This window comes from Kitasatospora sp. NPDC051702, assembly GCF_040681575.1.
GTDB lineage: Bacteria > Actinomycetota > Actinomycetes > Streptomycetales > Streptomycetaceae > Kitasatospora.
On the sequence record NZ_JBFAZB010000045.1, the window covers coordinates 26,995 to 42,555 of the forward strand.

The following is a 15,561-nucleotide window of genomic DNA, read 5'->3' on the forward strand; positions in this document are numbered from 1 at the left end:
GACCCTCAGCCCCCACCCCGCTGCGGGTCACCCACGCGCCACCGCCATGCACCACCCCCGGCGCGCCGTCCGGCCGGGGGCCCGACGAGCCGCCGGGAGAGCCGCCATCGCCACCGAGCCCGAATCCGCCACCGAGCCCGAGCCCGCCACCGAGCCCGAACCCGAACCCGCCCCCGAACCCGAACCCGAACCCGAGCCCGAGCCCGCCACCGAACGCGCCCCCACCGGCACACCGGACCTGCGGTTCCAGCTGCTCGGCCCGCTCACCGCCCGGGTCGGCGACCGCCGCCTCGACCTGGGCCGCAGCCAGCAGCAGGCCTTCCTCGCCATGCTGCTCGCCCACCCCGGTCGGCCGCTGGCCGCCGCCCGCCTCGCCGAGGGCGTCTTCGACGAGGACAACCCGCCGGCCCGGCCGCGGTCCCTCCTGGCCACGCACGCCTACCGGCTGCGTCGTGCGTTGCGCGACCACCACGCCGACCACCTCCTGGTGACCGTCGACGGCGGCTACCGCCTCGACGTCCCCGCCGAGTCGCTGGACTCCGTCGTCTTCGACCGTCTCGTCGCGCAGGCGGAGGACCCGGTCGTCGACCGCCCGAGGGCACGTGACCTCCGCCACGACGAGTACGGGAGAGCCTGAGGATCGGACCGGGTGCCGGGAAGCCTGGGCCCTCGGTGCAGGCGGACGGCGCCGTCCGCGCAGCCCGAGCCGTGACTGTCCGCCGCGCGGGTTCCGGTCACCACCGGTCCGCGGCCGGCGACAGGCCTGCGGTGCGCGCGGCGGCGCCCGCCTGGACCGCGAAGAGGCGGTCCCGCGCGTCCTGGTCGAGCGTGTGGAAGTGGCCGTGCGCCTCGAGGGTGACGAAGCCGTGCACGGTGGCCCAGGCCAGCATCAGGGCTTCCGCCGCGTCCGGCACCAGCGGGCTGCCGAGCCGGCCGCGTTCGGCCGTGTCGGCGACGAGTTCGACCATGTGCTCCATCGCCCGCCGGCCGGCCACCACGGTCGGTCCGTCCGGTGGGGCCGCGTACCCGGGCACGGGGGCGCCGAAGATGAGGGCGAAGCGCTCCGGATTCCGCTGCGCCCAGGTGCGGTAGCCGGTGCAGGTGGCCACGAAGCGTCCGTCCAGGTCGTCCGGTGGCACGGTCTCGCGGGTCGCCGTCAACGCGTCCGACAGGCTGTCGTACGAGTCGGCGACCAGGGCGGTGAGCAGCTCGTCCCGGTCGGCGAAGTAGCGGTACAGCGCCGGCGGGGTCATCCCCATGCTGCGGGCGATGTCGGTGAAGCGGAGGTTCGCGGCGCCGCGCTCGACGATCAGGCCCAGGGCCGCGCGCTTGATCTCCTCCACGGTGTCGGCGCGCAGCCGCTCACGGCGGCTCCGCCCGCCGCCCTCGTCGGCCGACCCACCCGTCATCGCCACTCCATCCGCTCGCCGCGTCAGTCACCGCGTCAGTCACCGCGTTGACAATCCGTACCCGTCGAGGGAAACGTTACGCTTCGTAAGGCGCGTTATGAAGCGTAACGCTTTGCCGGGGGGCGGAGCCCCTGACGATGCACGGAGGACCACATGCCCCAGGGACTGCGCGAGGACCGGCGGAAAGCCGCCGGGGAGAGCGGGCCGCACAGGCCCGGCCCGCTCGGCCGAATAGCCGGTTGGAGCTTCCGGAACCGGGGCCGCACGGTGCTGCTCTGGCTGCTCGCCGCCGGCGCGGCCTTCGGCCTCTCGGCCGGCCTCGGCGCCAAGTACAGCGCCGACTACGCCGCGCCCGGCTCGGACTCCAAGCAGGCCCAGCAGCTGCTGGCGCGGGACTTCCCGGGGCTGGGCGGTGAATCGATCAGCCTGGTGCTGACCTCGGACGGCAGCGTGACCGACGCCGCCACCCGCGACCGGGTCAAGGACCTGCTCGCCCGGATGGCCGAGGTGCCGCACGTCAGTGGCATCGACGACCCGTACGGCCCGCGCGGCAAGGTGTCGGCCGACGGCCGCACAGCCCTCGGGCAGATCCACCTGGACGTCGCCGTCGCCCCCGACATGCCCAAGGCGGACACCCAGCGGCTGCTCGACCTGGCCCGCCCCGTCGACGGCGGCCTGCGCGTCCACCTCGGCGGCATGACGGTCCAGCAGACCGAGCAGGGCGCGATCGGTTCGGAGGGCATCGGCATCGCGGCCGCCGCCCTGATCCTGGTGATCACCTTCGGCTCGGTCGTGGCCGCCGGCCTGCCGCTGCTCACCGCACTCGGCGGGCTCGCGGTCAGCAGCGCCCTGCTGCCGGTCCTCGCCGCGATCATGCCGGTCCCGGACTGGTCGACCTCGCTCGCCGCGATGCTCGGCATCGGCGTCGGCATCGACTACGCGCTGCTGCTGGTCACCCGGTTCCGCGAGTGGCGCGCCGAGGGGCTCGAACCCGAGGCCGCCACGGTCGCCGCGCTGGACACCGCGGGCCGCGCGGTCGTGGTCGCCGGCATGACCGTGGTGGTCAGCATGCTCGGGCTGTTCGCGATGGGCCTGTCGTTCATGCGCGGCGCCGCGGTCGCGGCGATCCTCTCCGTGTTCGTCGTGATCGCCGCGTCCGCCACTCTCTTCCCCGCCCTGCTCGGCTACCTCGGCCGACACATCGAGCGCCTCCGGCTGCCCCTGCCCCGGCGCCGCGCCGCCCGGGGCGAGAGCCCGGTGGGCGCCGGCTGGCTGCGCTGGAGCAGGCTCGTCGAGCGTCACCGCGTCCTCGGTGCCGTCACCGGGGTCGTCGTCCTGCTGGCGCTCGCGGCACCGTTCCTGGGCGTCCGCTTCGGCTTCCCCGACGCGGGCAACGACCCCGCCGGGCGCTCGAACCGGCTGGCGTACGACGCGGTGGCCGCCGGTTTCGGGCCGGGCAGCAACGGACCGCTGGTCCTGGTCGCCGAGTTGGCGCCGGGCACCCCCGCCGACGCGACGGCCTCGCTGCCCACCGCGCTGAAGGCGGTGCCCGGCGTCACGGCCGTGACCCCTCCGGTGCCCGGCTCCGACGGCCGCTCGCTGCTGCTCACCGTCGTCCCGGACAGCGGTCCGCAGTCCGGCGCCACCAAGACCCTGGTCCGCGAACTGCGCGATCACGTCATCCCGGGTGCGGTCGGCCCCGGCGTCCGGGTGCACGTCGGCGGGGCGACCGCCAGCGCGATCGACAGCACCGACAACATCGCCCGCCGCATCCCGCTGCTGGTCGGCGGCGTGGTCACGGTGTCGATGCTCCTGCTCCTGGTGGCCTTCCGCAGCCTCGCCGTCGCCCTCAAGGCCGCCGTGATGAACCTGCTCTCCGTCGGTGCCGCGTACGGCGTGGTCGCCCTCGTCCTCGAAGGCGGCACCGCCGGCCGGTTGATCGGCATCGACAGCCCCACCCCGCTGCCGGCCTTCGTGCCGGTGCTGACCTTCGCCGTCCTGTTCGGCCTCTCGATGGACTACGAGGTCTTCCTGGTCAGTCGGATGCGTGAGGCCTGGCTGCGCAGCCACGACAACGCGGAGTCCATCGTCAGCGGACTGGCGGGCACCGCGCGGGTGATCACCGCGGCGGCGGCCATCATGGTCGCCGTGTTCGCGGCCTTCGTCCCGTCGCCCGACCTGCCGATCAAGGTCATCGGCGTCGGCATGGGGTCGGCCATCCTGATCGACGCCACGCTGGTCCGACTGCTGCTGGTACCGGCCGTGATGCACCTGCTCGGCCGTGGCAACTGGTGGCTGCCCACCTGGCTGGACCGCCGCCTGCCCCACCTCCACGTCGAAGGACACACCGAGTTCTACCAGCCGAAGGCCACCCCCGAGGCACCCCGCACCCCGGCGGTGGTCGGGTAGCGGCACCAGCGGACCGCGGGCGCCCGACGACACCCGCGGTCCGCCGTCACGGTGGAAGGCGGCGAGCGGCATCGGCGCCCAGCCGGCCACGATGGCCGCGGGGGGAAACGGCACGGGGTGGTCACCGGCGAAGGACGGGACGGCTGCCAGTACGGTCGCCAGGCCCGCTTGCTCCGCGAACCTCGCCCGATGGGCAGCGATCACGTTCCGGCGGGCCGCCGGCCGCGAGGCGGCGGCGAGCGTGGCTCATCGCGGAACTGCAGCGCCTCATGCCCCCCATACGGCCCGGCATCCGCGACCAGACCTCGTCGGCCGTCTGCGCCGGAAGCCACCCGCTGGGCTGCGTCGCCCGGAGGGCGCTCACCGCCGCGCGTGAGAAGACGGTCCTGCGGCGGCGTAGGACCGGTGCAGGCTGCAGCATCGAGGTGAGCTACGGACGTCAAGCACGTGACAATACCCCTCTAGGTATATTGGAAGGGAAGGGAGAACCCCGACTTCTCCCGACCGATCGCGAGGAGTTTCGCCATGTGTCGACGTACCACGTGCCGCACCTGCGGCAAGGCGACCTATGCAGGGTGCGGCATGCACGTCGACCAGGTGCTTGCCGGAATTCGCAAGGCCGACCGCTGCAGCTGCGACCGGAGCACGGCCAAGGGCGGAGGCTTTCTGGCGAGGCTGCTGGGCCGCCGCTGAGCGGGCGCCCCTCGATCGGGCCGTGCCGGGGATCCCCGGCACGGCCCGATCCATCTCCGTCGGCCGGCGCTCCTGCCACCGGCAGCCGGATCGGTCACCCGGGGGAGAAGGCCACATCCGGAAGGATCCGGTCGGCCACGCGGGGGTGGGCCAGGCGGCCCGGGCGGTCAGCGGAAGCACGGCCGGGAGCAGGACGAGGCGGACCCGGGCGGCGTCGAGGAGGACGGCGGCGCCGAGGACGATGCCCATGGTGGACGGCGTCGCTCCGCTGAAGGACGCCGGCCGCCTCGGGAGACCGGACGACGCGCGGCCGCGCCCGGGCGAGGCCATGATGGGAGAGGCAGACCTCGTACGGGCCACCGACGAGAACAGAACCGAACCCGGGCTTTCCCATGACGGATCCAGGTGAGCGCGCGAATACGTCGCTGCCCGTCCCCGACGGCGTCGACCGGGCCGTGATGAACGCGCTTCTCACCGAGTCGCCGGTCGGGCTGTACATCGTCGACACCGACCTGCGGCTGATCCGGTTCAACACCGCCTCGGCGGGTGTGCGCGGGGTGCGGGGCGAGGAGGTCATCGGCCGGCCACTGCGCGAGTTGGCGCCGCTCCTGGTCAACGACGCGAACGAGCGAATTCTCCGGGAGGTCGCCGAAACCGGGGAACCGGTCATCGACCTGGTGCAGCGCGGCTCCCCGCCGTCCGATCCGGAGCGGGAGCACGTCTACTCCGTCTCCGCGCTGCAACTCGTGGGCAGCGACGACCAGCAGGTGATCGGCGTGGCGACGATCGTCATCGACGTCACCGAACGCTACCGAGCCCGGGACAGGCTGGAGCTGCTCGCCCGCTCCAGCGCTCTCATCGGCACGTCCCTGGATGTGACGCGGACGGCGGAGGAACTGACCGAGGTGGCGGTCCCGCAGCTGGCCGACGCGGTGGCGATCGACATCCTCGACCCGGTGTTCCAGGGCTATGCGCTCGCCCCCGGGCCGGTCGGCGACGACGCCACCCTGCGCCGCACCGCATTCCGTTCGGAGCCAGAAGGCCGCCTGCAGCCGGCCTTCCCGGTCGGGACCGTCAACGTGATCTCACCGCCCACTCCCTTCAGCCAGTGCTTGTCCGACCTGCGCCCCCGCCTCGTCCGGGACGTCGAGGCGGCCGAGGACTGGCTGATGCGCGAGCCGCTCAGGGCGGAGCGCATCCGGGCGGCCCAGGTGGACTCCCTGGTGGTGGCGCCGCTGGCCGCCCGCGGGGTGATCCTCGGGGTGGCCTCGTTCTACCGCTGGCGCAGACCCGAGTTCGACGAGGACGATGTGACCACCGCCGTGGAGCTCGCCGCCAGGACCGCCGTCTGTGTGGACAACGCCCGGCGGTACACCCGGGAGTCGCGGGCCGCACGGGCCCTCCAGCACAGTCTGCTTCCCACCCGACTGCCCGACCAGAACGCCGTCGAGGTGTCCTACTGCCATGTGCCTGCAGCCGAGGCTGCCGGCTGGTACGACGTCATCCCGCTCCCGGGAGCGCGGGTGGCGCTGGTGGTGGGCACCGTCGGCAGGGACGGCCTCCGGGCGGCGGCCGCCGCCGGCCGGCTGCGGGCCGCCGTCCACACGCTCGCCGCGCTCGACCTGCCGCCCGACGAACTGCTCGCCCACCTGGACGACCTGATGGTCCGTCTCGGCGGGGCGCCGGAGGAGCTCTCCGACGAGGGCACGCCCGTGCGCGGGCCCTCCGGCGCCACCTGTGTCTACGCCGTCTACGACGCCACCAGCGGTGAGTGCGTCTTCGCCCGGGCAGCACACCCGGCGCCGGAGATCGTCCATCCCGACGGCACCGTCGCGGCCTTCCGTGTCCCGGACGGGCCGCGCCTGGGCCTCAACAGGGCGCCTTTCGAGAGCTGCCGCCTGCACCTCCCCGCCGGGAGCCTGCTGGCCTTCTACACGCCCGAGCTGCTGCGGTGCCTGCACGGCCGCCCCCGCCGCGGCCTCCAACGCCTTCGGCGTCAACTCGCCCACCCCGAGCGGTCCGTGCAGGACACGTGCGACGCGACCATCTACTCACTGGTCCGGGAGCGGCCACGCAAGGACGTCGTCCTCCTGACCGCACGAACCCGGCTCCTCAACGGTGACCGAATCGCGTCCTGGACCTTCCCCGACGATCCCGCCATCGTCGCCACCGCCCGCCGCCTGGCCTCCAGCCAACTGGTCACCTGGGGCCTGGAGGAACTCGACACCACCACGCTGCTCCTGGTCAGCGAGCTGGTCACCAACGCGATCCGGTACGCCGGCGGGAAGGTCCAGCTGCGCCTGATCCACGACACGACGCTCACCTGTGAGGTCTCCGACCGCAGCAGCGCGGCACCGCACGTCCGACATCCCCGGGCGAGCGACGAGGGCGGGCGCGGTCTGCTCCTCGTCGCTCAGCTGGCCGATCGCTGGGGAACACGGCAGACGGTGGACGGCAAGATCATCTGGGCTGAACAGGCCCTTCCGGTGCCCGGTACGGCCCCGATCCCACCCCCCTGAGCTGCCGCCCGGTCTGCGGCGACACCGCGATGCCGACCGGACGGGTCACGGCACCACGCGTGCGAGGCCTTCGAAGCACGGCACCGTCTCGATGTCCGCCTGGATGACCGTGCACCCCCGGCGGGCCTCAGCCCGTCCGAAAGGCTGCGATCCTGGCCGTGCCATGGGCCTGGCGCACCGCGAACGTGCCCGCCACGCCGCCGAGCTCGTCCCTCAGCTGATGACCCCCGGCCATCAGCTGACGACCGGCGCCGCCTGGCACCAGCGGCCCAGCACCTACGTGGTCTGCGCCGCCGCTGGTGTCACTTCACGGATCCGGCCATCGCTCCCTGGACGAAGAACCGCTGGAAGCAGAGGAACACCCCCACGGGGACCAGGAGGGACACGAACGCGCCCGGTGCGAGGACGTCCATGTTGCTGCCGAACTGCCGCATCTGGGACTGCAGGTAGACGGTCAGCGGCTGCGAGTCGTTGCCGGCGAAGATCAGCGCGACCAGCATGTCGTTCCAGACCCAGAGGAACTGGAAGATGCACAGCGAGGCGACAGCCGGTGCGGCGAGTGGCAGGGCGAGGGTGCGGAAGATCCGCCACTCGCTGCAGCCGTCCATCCGCGCAGCCTCCAGGAGTTCGGCGGGGATCTCCAGGAAGTGGTTGCGCATCAGGAACACGGCGAACGGCAGCCCGTAGCCGACGTGGAACAGCACGACGCCGGGGACGGTGCCGAACAGCCCGACGGCGCCCTCGAGTTTGGCGACCGGGATGAGCCCGACCTGGACGGGGACGACCAGCAGCCCGACCACGCCGAGGAAGACGGCGTCCCGGCCGGGGAAGCGCATCCAGGCGAAGGCGTAGCCGGCGCCCGCAGCGAGGGCAACGGTCAGCAGGGTCGCCGGGACGCTGATGAGTACGGTGTTCCACAACGCCTTGGGGACGTCGCCGCCGCCGAGCAGCGCGGTGTAGTTCTGCAGGGTGAGCTGGGCGGGCTCGGTCAGTGCCGTCCACCAGCCTCCGGTGGCGGCGACCTGCTTGGGGCGCAGTGAGGAGACGAGCAGGCCGACGGTGGGTACCAGCCAGGCGACGGCAGCCACGGTCAGCACGGCCTGGACGAGGCCGCTCCGGGTGAGGGCGGCGACCCGGGCCGTGCGCGGCAGTGCGGGCCGGCCGGCGGGCGTCGGTGCGGGCACGGTGGTGGTAGCGGGCGGGGCCGCCTGGGTAGTGGTCATGCGCGGCTCCCTCGGAAGTGTCGGACGTTGAGGAGCATCACCGGGACGACGAGCAGCAGCAGCAGGACGCTGAGTGCGCTGCCGAGGCCCTGGTCGTTGCCGCCGCCGAAGGAGACCAGGTAGAGCCGGAGCGCGAGCACGCTCGCGTCCTGCTGCACCGGTCCGGGCGCGATGATGTACACGAGGTCGAAGATCTTCATCACGTTGATGACCATGGTGATGAACACGACGCCGAGGACCGGGGCGAGTTGGGGCACGGTGATGCGGCGGAAGACCTGCCATTCGCCGGCACCGTCGATCCTGGCCGCCTCGATGGTCTCGCGGGGCAGGTTGGCGAGGCCCCCGGCAATGATGACCATGGCGAAGCCGGCCCAGATCCAGATGTAGGCGCCGATGATGGCTGGGGTGATGAAAGCCGGACCGAGCCAGTCGACGCCGCGGTAGGGAGCGGCGAAGTTCGCGGCCGGTATCACCACCGAGGCGGTGGCGGACGGGGCCGCGCCGAACCGGAAGGTACCGTCGGCGGCGGTGGTGGTGGTGTCGACCGTCCTTCCGCCGTCCCGGAGTTGGACGGTGACGCCGGGCAGGCCCTTCTTCCCGGCGTCCAGCCGGCCGGGGTGGCCGCCGCCGCCCGGGACGAAGTCCAGGAACACCGTGCCGCTGACCCCGTCGCCGGCGGCCGGCTCCCGGGCCGTCCGGGCGGTGGCCGGGACCGCGCCGGGCTGCACGCCGACCAGCGGCAACAGCACGACGCGCGTGGGGGCGGGCGCCGTGACGTCGCCGCCCTGGGCTTGGTCGAGGCCGCCGCCGGCGCGTAGGTGGGCGCCCGGATAGGTCGGCTGGTCGTTGAAGGTGTCGTGGACGGCGACCGCGGCGGCGTTGAGCACGCCGCGGTGCGGGTCCGCGTCGTACACCGTGCGGAAGATGATCCCGGCGGCGAGGAAGGAGATCGCCATCGGCATGAAGACGAGCAGCTTGAACGCGGTGGCCCAGCGGACCTTCTCGGTGAGCACCGCGAACACCAGGCCGACGGCGGTCACCAGCGCCGGGGCGACGGCGACCCAGATCGCGTTGTTGCGCACGGCGGTGAGGGTGGCGTGGTCGGTGAAGGCGGTGCCGTAGTTGTCGAGACCGACGAACCGGTGGCCGGAGGCGTCGAAGAGGCTGCGGGCCACCGAGTAGCCGATGGGGTAGACGACGAGGGCGCCGAGCAGCAGCAGGGCGGGCAGGACGAAGAGCAGGGCGAGGCCCCGGTGGCGCCGGAGGGCGCCACCGGATGCCCGGCCCCTGCGGGGTGAGCGCAGAGACATGGTGGATCAGCCCTTGTAGGCCTTGGCCGCGTCGGCTTCGAGCCTGGCCGCGGCGCCCTGGACGTCGGAGGGGTTGGCGAGGAAGTCCTGGAGGTCCTTCCACTCGCCTTGGCCCGCGGTGCCACCGAACGCGGCAGGGGCCTGGTCCGACATGTCGAAGCGGAAGGTGTCACCGGCGTCGATCACCGACTTGGCGAACTGCCGGGTGGTGTCGTCGGGGTAGACCGAGGGGTCGACGGCCTTGTCGGGCGAGATGAAGCCGCCGGCCTTGGCCCAGACGGTCGCAGCCTCGGGGCCGGCCAGGAACTCGACGAACTTCTGCGCGGCCTCGGGGTGCTTGGCACCCTTGAGGACGACCGCCGCGTCGCCCGCGCCCATCACCGGGGCCTTGCCGCCGTCCACGGCGGGGAACGGGAACACCTTGGCGTCGACGCCGACCTGCTTCTTCAGCTCGGAGGCGATGACGCCGCCGACGAAGTCGCCCTCGTGGGTCATGGCGGCCTTGGGTTGTGCTCCGAAGACCTCCTGGACGGATGTCGGGAAGTCGGTCTGCAGGGCGCCCTGCCCACCGCCGGCGACGAGTTGCTTGTCGCCGAAGACCTTGCCGAGGGTGGTCAGGGCCTTGAGGACCGACGGGTCGGTCCATGGGATCTCGTGCCGGGTGAGCTTGTCGTAGAGCTCGGGTCCGGCCTGGGAGAGGTACACGTTCTCGAACCAGTCGGTGAGGGTCCAGCCGGCTTGGCCGCCGACCGAGAAGGCCGGGGTGCCGGAGTCGGAGAGCGTCCGGCCGGCCTTCAGCAGGTCGTCGAAGGTGGCCGGGGGCTGGACGCCGGCGTTCTGGAAAGCGCTGGGGCTGTACCAGACGGTCGACTTGTCGGCGGCCTTGAAGTAGAGGCCGTACTGGGTGCCGTTGACGGTGCCGAGGCTGGACCAGATGCCGGCGTAGTCCTTCCTCGCGGCGTCGGTGACGGCGGACGAGAGCGGCGCCAGCCAGCCCTTCTCGGCGAACTGCCTGATCACGCCGGGCTGCGCGACCATGACCACGTCCATCGGGTCGCCACCCTCGATCTTGCTGCCGACCACGGTGGAGAGGTTGTCGCCGGTGGAGGTGTAGCTGACGGTGGCACCGGTCTTCGCGGTGAAGGCGTCCAACACCTTCTTGAAGTTCTCCTGCTCGGTTCCGCTCCACACGGCGGCGACGGTCAGGGTCTGTCCCTTGAGTTCCCGGGTCGCGGAGTCGGCGGCGGTGCCGCTTCCCCCGCTGCCGCAGGCGGTTGCGGTGGCGGCCAGCACGACGGAGGCGGCCAGGGTGGGCAGAGCGGTACGGAGTCTCATCGTCGAGTCTTCTTCCGTGAGGCGGGTGGGGGGCTTCGTGATGCGGTGAATGGTCAGATAGCGCTGACAGCGGTGGGATTGATCCACCAGGCGGCGGTGGCGGGCGGCAGGAAGCCGTCATCGCAGGGACCGCTGGTCAGCAGGGCCGGACCGACGACCGGGGCCGGCGCGGGAGTGTCGCCGAAGTTGACGGCACACACCAGGCCCTCGCCGCGGACGAACGCGAGAACGCCGGGCGGGGTCTCCAGCCACCGCAGCGGGCCCTCGCCGAGCTGCGGGAGTTCACGGCGCAGTTGGAGGGCGGTGCGGTACAGGTGGAACACGGATCCGGCATCGGCCCGCTGCCGCTCGGCCGTGTGGGCGGCGAACGAGGCCGGTTGCGGCAGCCACGGTGCGGCCGGGCTGTCCGGCGGGCTGAAGCCGAACGGGGCCTCGGCGCCCGACCAGGGCAACGGTATCCGGCAGCCGTCGCGGATCCCGGTCCGGCTACCGGTGCGGTGAAAGATCGGGTCGGTGATCAACTCATCTGGCAGGTCGATGACTTCGGGCAGGCCGAATTCCTCGCCCTGGTAGATGTAGGCGGCTCCGGGCAGAGCCAGCATCAGCAGGGCGGCGGCCCTGGCCCGGGCGAGGCCGGAGGCCGGGTCCTCCCCGAACCGGCTCACCGTGCGGACCTGGTCGTGGTTGTTGAGCACCCAGGTGACCGTCGATCCGGTGGCGGCGATGTCCCGCACGGCGTCGTCGATGACCCGGTGGAAGTGCGCGAGGTCCCACGGCGCGTGCAGCAGGTGGAAGAAGAATGCCTGGTGCAGTTCGTCGGGGCGCACGTACAGCGCCTGCTCGGCCGGCGTGGGCACGGACGCCTCACCGACCAGCAGCCGCTGCCGGCCGTCGCGGGCGGTGTACTCCTCGCAGATCGCGCGCCACCGGCGCCAGACCTCGTGCACCTCCGGCTGGTTCCAGGCCAGCGGGTTGACCGAGTCGCGGGTGCGCTCGTCCGCGTCCGGGTCGGGCGAGTCCGGCAGCTCGGGGTGCTTGTACAGCCCGGCCGCCACGTCGATTCGGAAGCCGTCGACACCGCGGTCGAGCCAGAACCGCAACACTTCCTCGAAGTGGGCGGCGACGTCGGGGTTGCGCCAGTTGAAGTCGGGCTGCTCCGGGGTGAACAGGTGGAGGTACCACTGGCCGGGCCGGCCGTCGGCCTCGGTGGCCCTGGTCCACGCCGGGCCGCCGAACATGGCCCGCCAGTTGTTGGGCGGCAGCTCCCCGGCCTCGCCGCGCCCGTCGGCGAAGTGGAACCGCGCCCGCTCGGGGCTGCCGGGTCCGTTGGCCAGCGCCTTCCGGAACCACGGGTGATCACTTGAGCAGTGGTTGGGGACGACGTCCAGGACCAGCTTGAGGCCGAGCAGTCGACAGTCCGTCACCAGGCGGTCGAACTCGGCGAGGTCTCCGTAAACCGGGTCCACGGCGCAGTGGTCGGCGATGTCGTAGCCGTGGTCGTGCTGGGGTGAGACGTAGAACGGGTTGAGCCAGACGCCGTCGGCGCCCAGCTGCCGCACGTGGTGCAGCTGGTCCCGGACGCCGGCGAGATCGCCGATGCCGTCGCCGTCGGTGTCACGGAAGCTGCGCACGTAGATCTGGTAGATCACGGCGTCGCGCCACCAGGCGGCGGTGGCGGGGGTGGTGGGGGCGTGCGAACGAGCGCGCGGCAAGGTGACCGCGTCGCCGTCGGGGAGGGTGGGGTTGGGCATCTCGCTACTCCAACGGTTATGCATTCGCGTTAGGTATAGCAGGCAGATGTCAGCGCTGTTAAGCCTTTGTTTGGTGGAGTTTTCCAGGAGTTGCGAGATGACATGCCTGGATCAGTTATAGATATGCGTTAGGTACCGGCTGGTAGGAGCCTGCGAAGCAGGGGCTGAGCGCCCCCAGGTCGTCGTCGGCGTCGGCTCAGCCGACGATGGAGCGCAGGTCCGCGGCCAGCCGGGGCAGCGCCGCCTCGGCGGTCCGACGGCCCGACACGACCTCGAACGCCGTCTCGCTGAGCGCGAGGCTCAGCTGCTGGTACTGCGGCACGCCAGGGCGCGCCCCGGCCGCCAGGATCGCCGTGCGCAGCACGGGCAGGTACGGGAACCGGGCCGTCAGGTCCGGGTCCGAGTAGAGGTCGGCCCAGACCGGCGGCAGCCCGCCGTCGGTCAGCACGCGGTACTGCGCCCGGCGGCTCGTCAGGAAGCCGATCAGTGCCCGGGCGGTGCGCTGGCGCCGGGAGAACCGGCTGACCGCCAGGCCCGAGCCCCCCAGCACACCGCTGCCCGGCCCGTTCGGCCCGGGCAGCGGTACCACGCCGAACCGTCCCTCCACGGGGGACCCGGCGGCGCCGACCGCGTGGTAGACGTACGGCCAGTTCCGCAGGAAGAGCAGGCCTCCCCGGCCGAAGGCCGCGCGGGACTCCTCCTCCTGGTAGCCGAGCACCTCCGGTGGGATCCAGCCGTCGCGCACGCCCCCGGCCAGGAACTCCAGTCCGGCCAGGGCCTGCGGGCTGTCGACCACCACGGTTCCGTCGCCGGCCAGCAGGTCTCCTCCGGCCGAGCGGATGGCCTCCAGCGCGTTGACGGCGAGGCCCTCGTAGGGGCTCAGCTGCCCCGCGTACCCGGACAGCCCGTGCGCGGGGGCCAGCGTCCGTGCCTGCCGCGCCAGTTCCGCCCAGGTGGTGGGCGGCTGCTCGCCGGCGGCAGCCAGCACGTCGCTCCGGTAGTACAGCAGGGCGGCGTTGGCGACGAACGGCACCGCGTACAACTGCCCGTCGTAGCGTCCGGTCCGCACGACCGGCGGCAGGAAGCTGTCCAGTGCGAAGTCCGACTCGTCCAGCGGCACGGTCCAACGCTCAGCCGCGAACTCGGCCGTCCACACCACGTCGAGGTTGAGCACGTCGAAGCGGCTTCCGCCGGCCGACAGCTCGCCGGCGAGCTGGGCGTGCACCTCGTCCGCGGCCTCGGGCAGCTCGACCAGCTCGGCGGGCTGGTCCGGGTGCTCGGCGTTCCAGTCGGCCAGCAGCCCACGCAGGTAGCGGGTGGTGTCCCGGCCGGTGGCCAGCGTGACCGGCCCGACGCCCTCCGGGTCGCCCGCCGCCTGCGCACCGCCGGCCAGGCCGTACCAGGCGGAGGCACCCCCGGCCGCGAGCACCGCCGCCCCGCCCACCAGCGCGCGCACCACGCGCCGACGGCCCGCGTCGGGCCCGGTGGGCGGCCGGTTGTCCATGGAGCTCCTTCGATCCGCCGGCACGGGTGGGCGCCGACGTACGTCCCTTTATACGGCCTCCCTGCTGGTGGGGACCCGTCTGCCCGTACTGTGTGACCGAGGTGTAACCAGCGAACAGGGACGAGAAGGAAGAGGTGACGCCCGGTGCGCCATCAGCTGCTGGCGCTGCTGGCCCGGCAGCCCGCCTACGGGTACGAGCTCAAGCAGGGGCTTGAGCAGACCTTCGGCGCGGCGTACCCTCAGCCGAACATCGGCCAGATCTACGTGACCCTGAGCCGACTGGAGAAGTCCGGACTGATCCGCGGCACCGAGGTGACGCAGGAGGGCAGGCCGGACAAGAAGGTCTACGAGATCACGGAGAAGGGCACCGAGGAACTCGCCGGCTGGTTCGAGGCTCCCACCGAGGGGCCCCGGGTCAGGGACGAGTTCTTCATGAAACTCATCCTGGCCGAAGGCACCGACCTCGCCGACCAGCTGACGCTGATCAACAACCAGCGCCGGCACTGCATCAACACGATGCGCGGACTCAACAAGCTGGCCGCCACCGAGCGCGGCAACCGGACCTCGCTGCTGCTGATCGAGGGTGCGGTCCTGCACCTGCAGGCCGACCTCGACTGGCTGGAGCGTTGCCAGGAGGAACTCACGTGACCGGCTCGGAGCCGATACCGCCGCTGCTGGCCGCCGACGGTGTGGTGCGCTCGCACCTGAGCGGCTCGACCCTGATACCGGCGGTCAGCGGTATCAGCCTGCGGATCGACCGGGGCGAGTTCGTCGCCGTCATCGGCCCCTCGGGCGCCGGCAAGTCCACCCTGCTGCACGTCCTCGCCGGCCTGCTGCGGCCCGACAGGGGCGAGCTGTGGCTCGACGGGCGCCGGGTGGACCGACTGCGCGAATCCGCCTGGGCCCGCCTGCGCCGTCGGCACTACGGCATCGTCTTCCAGAGCGGCAACCTGCTCCCCGACTTCTCCGTCGCCGACAACATCGAACTGACCGCGGTGCTCGCAGGCATGTCCGGCCGCACCGCCCGCGAACGCCGCCGGCAACTCCTCGACGACCTCGGCCTCGCCCACAAGGCCGCCGCCGGGCCCGGTGAGCTCTCCGGCGGTGAGCGCCAGCGGGTCGCCCTGGCCCGCGCGCTGGTCAACCGGCCGCAACTGCTCCTCGCCGACGAGCCCACCGGGAACCTCGACAGCCGCAGCACCCGTGATGTCCTCGCCCTGCTCAGCCGATACCACGAACAGGGCACCACCATCGTGCTGGTCACCCACGACGCCAGGGCGGCGAGCACCGCCGACCGCGTCGTCAGCCTCTTCGACGGCCGGATCGCGGACGACGCCAGGGTGGAGGAGCCCCCGGCCGCGCGGCGCGCCGTCGGGGTCCGCGACATCATCGATTTCGGCGGGTGAGC

General features: G+C 72.4%; 11 protein-coding genes. 5 read left to right on the top strand and 6 right to left on the bottom strand.

Going from position 1 to position 15,561, the window contains the following annotated elements:
- Positions 1 to 46 precede the first annotated feature (46 nt).
- The gene (locus AB0N04_RS30035; protein WP_360223120.1) at positions 47 to 637 is read left to right on the top strand and encodes a helix-turn-helix domain-containing protein; all 591 of its coding nucleotides are present in this window, start codon (positions 47 to 49) and stop codon (positions 635 to 637) included.
- A gap of 97 nt (positions 638 to 734) precedes the next feature.
- On the opposite strand, the gene AB0N04_RS30040 is transcribed toward AB0N04_RS30035, so the two are convergent.
- A complete protein-coding gene (locus AB0N04_RS30040; RefSeq protein ID WP_360223123.1) occupies positions 735 to 1,409 on the bottom strand; it encodes a TetR/AcrR family transcriptional regulator in 675 nt (224 codons plus the stop codon).
- Positions 1,410 to 1,562: 153 nt separating this feature from the next.
- Here AB0N04_RS30040 and AB0N04_RS30045 point away from each other — a divergent pair, with 153 nt between their 5' ends.
- Positions 1,563 to 3,818 (top strand): MMPL family transporter, encoded by a 2,256-nt coding sequence (locus tag AB0N04_RS30045; protein WP_360223126.1) that lies wholly within the window; start codon positions 1,563 to 1,565, stop codon positions 3,816 to 3,818.
- A 1,085-nt stretch (positions 3,819 to 4,903) separates the two neighbouring features.
- A complete protein-coding gene (locus AB0N04_RS30050) occupies positions 4,904 to 7,030 on the top strand; it encodes a SpoIIE family protein phosphatase (protein WP_360217474.1) in 2,127 nt (708 codons plus the stop codon).
- A gap of 302 nt (positions 7,031 to 7,332) precedes the next feature.
- On the opposite strand, the gene AB0N04_RS30055 is transcribed toward AB0N04_RS30050, so the two are convergent.
- The 5 genes from AB0N04_RS30055 to AB0N04_RS30075 form a co-directional block, all read right to left on the bottom strand.
- Positions 7,333 to 8,253: a carbohydrate ABC transporter permease gene (locus AB0N04_RS30055; RefSeq protein WP_360217477.1), complete on the bottom strand. Its 921-nt coding sequence runs from the start codon at positions 8,251 to 8,253 to the stop codon at positions 7,333 to 7,335.
- On the bottom strand, positions 8,250 to 9,563 hold the full coding sequence (locus AB0N04_RS30060; protein WP_360217480.1) for a sugar ABC transporter permease: 1,314 nt from the start codon (positions 9,561 to 9,563) through the stop codon (positions 8,250 to 8,252). The genes AB0N04_RS30055 and AB0N04_RS30060 overlap by 4 nt, the downstream gene beginning before the upstream one ends.
- Positions 9,564 to 9,569: 6 nt before the next feature.
- On the bottom strand, positions 9,570 to 10,898 hold the full coding sequence (locus tag AB0N04_RS30065; RefSeq protein ID WP_360217483.1) for an extracellular solute-binding protein: 1,329 nt from the start codon (positions 10,896 to 10,898) through the stop codon (positions 9,570 to 9,572).
- Between the two features lie 53 nt (positions 10,899 to 10,951).
- A complete protein-coding gene (locus AB0N04_RS30070; RefSeq protein ID WP_360217486.1) occupies positions 10,952 to 12,649 on the bottom strand; it encodes a glycoside hydrolase family 13 protein in 1,698 nt (565 codons plus the stop codon).
- Between the two features lie 196 nt (positions 12,650 to 12,845).
- A complete protein-coding gene (locus AB0N04_RS30075; protein WP_360217489.1) occupies positions 12,846 to 14,153 on the bottom strand; it encodes an ABC transporter substrate-binding protein in 1,308 nt (435 codons plus the stop codon).
- Positions 14,154 to 14,297: 144 nt separating this feature from the next.
- Here AB0N04_RS30075 and AB0N04_RS30080 point away from each other — a divergent pair, with 144 nt between their 5' ends.
- On the top strand, positions 14,298 to 14,801 hold the full coding sequence (locus tag AB0N04_RS30080) for a PadR family transcriptional regulator (protein WP_360217492.1): 504 nt from the start codon (positions 14,298 to 14,300) through the stop codon (positions 14,799 to 14,801).
- On the top strand, positions 14,798 to 15,559 hold the full coding sequence (locus AB0N04_RS30085; RefSeq protein WP_360217495.1) for an ABC transporter ATP-binding protein: 762 nt from the start codon (positions 14,798 to 14,800) through the stop codon (positions 15,557 to 15,559). The genes AB0N04_RS30080 and AB0N04_RS30085 overlap by 4 nt, the downstream gene beginning before the upstream one ends.
- Positions 15,560 to 15,561 lie beyond the last annotated feature (2 nt).

Coding starts and splice junctions, on each gene's coding strand:
- AB0N04_RS30035 (WP_360223120.1), top strand. CDS start 47: ATGCACCACCCCCGGCGCGCCGTCCGGCCGGGGGCCCGACGAGCCGCC.
- AB0N04_RS30040 (WP_360223123.1), bottom strand. CDS start 1,409: ATGACGGGTGGGTCGGCCGACGAGGGCGGCGGGCGGAGCCGCCGTGAG.
- AB0N04_RS30045 (WP_360223126.1), top strand. CDS start 1,563: ATGCCCCAGGGACTGCGCGAGGACCGGCGGAAAGCCGCCGGGGAGAGC.
- AB0N04_RS30050 (WP_360217474.1), top strand. CDS start 4,904: ATGACGGATCCAGGTGAGCGCGCGAATACGTCGCTGCCCGTCCCCGAC.
- AB0N04_RS30055 (WP_360217477.1), bottom strand. CDS start 8,253: ATGACCACTACCCAGGCGGCCCCGCCCGCTACCACCACCGTGCCCGCA.
- AB0N04_RS30060 (WP_360217480.1), bottom strand. CDS start 9,563: ATGTCTCTGCGCTCACCCCGCAGGGGCCGGGCATCCGGTGGCGCCCTC.
- AB0N04_RS30065 (WP_360217483.1), bottom strand. CDS start 10,898: ATGAGACTCCGTACCGCTCTGCCCACCCTGGCCGCCTCCGTCGTGCTG.
- AB0N04_RS30070 (WP_360217486.1), bottom strand. CDS start 12,649: ATGCCCAACCCCACCCTCCCCGACGGCGACGCGGTCACCTTGCCGCGC.
- AB0N04_RS30075 (WP_360217489.1), bottom strand. CDS start 14,153: ATGGACAACCGGCCGCCCACCGGGCCCGACGCGGGCCGTCGGCGCGTG.